We start from the raw sequence: 3,028 nt of genomic DNA on the forward strand, positions 1-3,028 counted from the left end.
CCAAACATCTTTCTCTAATCCTACACATTTAAAACGTTCAACTTCTCACATTCAACCCTGTGAAAATTCAATTCATCTATTAGAAATTTACTTTTATCTTTATAAATTAAGCATCTAGTTAATTTTTCTATTTTTGTTGCTTTACAACAACTCAATAAACTACAGGATACATGCGTGATCTACTGCGATCCTTATTCTTTACACTCTTGCTATGCACCTCCTTTTCTGTGTGGAGTCAGGAAAACACTTTTGAAAAAGCAGACAGCTTAATAAAGGAGGGTTATGAAAAAGCTTTTCTCAACGAGTTGTATGAAATTAAATCTCAAGAAGATTTAATTAAAGATCCAGAAGAGCATTTGAAGTTGTATGTAAAATTGATGGAATACTTTCGTATTTATCAATTCGATCATGACTCAATCATTAAATACTACAACATAGGAAATCAGCTGGCAACAGACTACCACAACCAGGAATACCTCTACAATTTTGAATTCATGTGGGGAACCTATTTAATGAACACCGGTAAGTACAAGGAAGGATTGTTGATTTTTCAGAAAATTTGTCCAATTGTTGAAGAAAACAACTACTCTTACCTCCCCCACCTCTACGACTCCTATGCAAGACTCTTTTACCTACTGAAAGACTACCAAAAAGCCTATAGTTACCTTAAAAAAGAAGCGCAGATCTTTAAAGAGCAGGGAAATTTAGCAAACACCTCTGCTACCTACAATAACTTAGGTGTATTATATATTTCCGAGAACATGTTAGACTCTGCCTTAGTTTACCACAATTTGTCTCAGGAAATCAACTTCAAATTAAAAGACAGTATAAACATCGTACGTTCTTACAACAATTTAGGTAGAGCCTATTACAAATTAAGTAAATACAAAAAAGCTGATAGTTTATTTCAATTGGCTTTAAATTATGACCACAACAGGGTAAACTTAGGTCTTTTAGTAAACTATGCCAACCTTCTGATTGATCAAAACAATTTGGAAGAAGCTGAACTTTTCTTATTAAATGCAATAGAACGCAACCCTATTAAACACACGAAAAAATCGGCACTTGCACAATTAGTACGCGTAAAAAAAGAACAAAATAAATACAAAGAAGCATTAGCCTACAGTGAAGAGTTACGTCTTTTATCAGAAGAATTACTGGATGAAACAAAGGTCAAAGAGTTAGAACGACTTACCGTTGAATACGAAACCAACCAAAAGGAACAAGAAATATCAAGCTTAAAAAAGATCAATACTAAACAGCAGCAATTACTCTCTAAAAACAGGTTATTGATTATTGTATCCAGTGCTTTATTGGTGTTGATCGGACTATTACTAGCCTTATATTTCAAAAATAAAAACTTCCAAAGTAAGGTGGAGAAAATGCTCATGGAGCAAAAACTATTACATTCTAAAATGAATCCTCACTTTATTTTTAACTCCCTTTCTAATATTCAATCCAACATCCTTCAAGATCAGAAAGAAGTGGCTGTTAAATACTTGGTAAAATTCTCGAAACTACTGCGTTACAACTTAGAGCAGTCTACCCACGACACAGCATTATTTGAAGATGAGATTAAAAGCATACGCGATTACTTAGAAATGCAAAACTTGCGTCTCAATGGAAATTTAGAATACGTTATCAATGTAGACGAGGAACTTGAACAGGATACCGATATCTACATACCTGGAATGATGATGCAGCCTATCGTTGAAAATGCCTTAGAACATGGACTTGAAGGGGTTGATCATCCACGTATTGAAATAGACGTACAAGACAAAGATGATCATTTACACATTACCTTTATTGATAACGGCGTTGGATATTCTAGAACGCAAAACAAAAAGAACCCCAACAAAACTTCTCATGCCAGTAAAATATTAAATAGACGCTTAGAGATACTGGCAAAGAAGTTAAACCTAAACTTATATTACGAAATCGCAGATAATTTAGACCAAAACCAGCAAATAATTGGTACAAAAGCAACACTTGTTATCCCTATAACTTCACTTCAAGAATAGTAATATGAAAACAGTAATAATAGATGATGAAAAACAAATTCGCGAAGGATTAAAAATTCTTGTGAATAATATTCCCGACTTAGAAGTAGTTGGAGAAGCTGAAAATATAGAAGAGGGAGAGCAATTGATTAATTCACTTTCTCCCGACTTGGTATTACTAGACATTCAATTAAAGCAAAACACGGGGTTTCACCTACTCGATAAAATCCCCAATAAAAATTTCCATTTAATCTTTATTACAGCCTACAATGAGTATGCTATAAAGGCCTTTAAATACAATGCGTTTGATTACTTATTAAAACCTATAGATCCCGAAGAATTAGAAGGAACTATTAATAGGCTCCGAGAGCAAAAAAACATACAGGCAGAACAGCTCATTCAAGCTTCGAAAAAGAACAACGATTTAAAAAGACTCGTTGTAAAAACCACCGAGCAAATATACATTCTCCCTTTGGATGAAATTGTTCGTTGTGAGGCAGATTTAGGCTACACTCATTTTCACATGAGCAGCGGAAAACGTATATTAAGTTCTAAAACTTTAAAGGAATACAACTCCTTACTACCGGATGAAACTTTCATCCGTATCCATCAATCTCATTTGGTTAACTTAAAATACATTACTAGCTACAATAAAAAGGGACACGTGCAACTTCAAAACAATATGGAAATCCCTGTTTCAGTACGTAAAAGAAGTATGGTAGCAGATTTGTTAAAATAAAAAAAGCAATGTCTCCATTGCTTTTTTTAGGTTTAGCGAGTAGGCTTATCAAATGAGACCACAAGGTATGCTATGTTCAGCCATATTCTAGTTTTAAAAAAAATGGCACAACCCAAAAGAGTTATGCCATTTGCTTGATGTACATTACATCTACTACTGGTTTACATGTAAAAAGGCCGGTTAAATGCCTTTTTTTGCTTTGTGCTACTCAAAGGTCAGTATTTTAAGACAATAATTCTATTCTGATTGATATTCGTAAAGGCCCATTCATTATTTGTTCAAACATCTA

General features: G+C 33.7%; 2 protein-coding genes. Both read left to right on the top strand.

Features of this window, described 5'->3' with window-relative positions:
- Positions 1-170: 170 nt before the first annotated feature.
- Positions 171-2,021: a histidine kinase gene (locus R3333_RS13770; protein ID WP_318959350.1), complete on the top strand. Its 1,851-nt coding sequence runs from the start codon at positions 171-173 to the stop codon at positions 2,019-2,021.
- A gap of 4 nt (positions 2,022-2,025) precedes the next feature.
- On the top strand, positions 2,026-2,739 hold the full coding sequence (locus R3333_RS13775; protein WP_318959351.1) for a LytTR family DNA-binding domain-containing protein: 714 nt from the start codon (positions 2,026-2,028) through the stop codon (positions 2,737-2,739).
- Positions 2,740-3,028 lie beyond the last annotated feature (289 nt).

Origin of the sequence: Lishizhenia sp. (genome assembly GCF_033720595.1) — a bacterium.
In the GTDB taxonomy this organism is placed as follows: Bacteria; Bacteroidota; Bacteroidia; order Flavobacteriales_D; family Crocinitomicaceae; genus Lishizhenia.

Coding starts and splice junctions, on each gene's coding strand:
- R3333_RS13770 (WP_318959350.1), top strand. CDS start 171: ATGCGTGATCTACTGCGATCCTTATTCTTTACACTCTTGCTATGCACC.
- R3333_RS13775 (WP_318959351.1), top strand. CDS start 2,026: ATGAAAACAGTAATAATAGATGATGAAAAACAAATTCGCGAAGGATTA.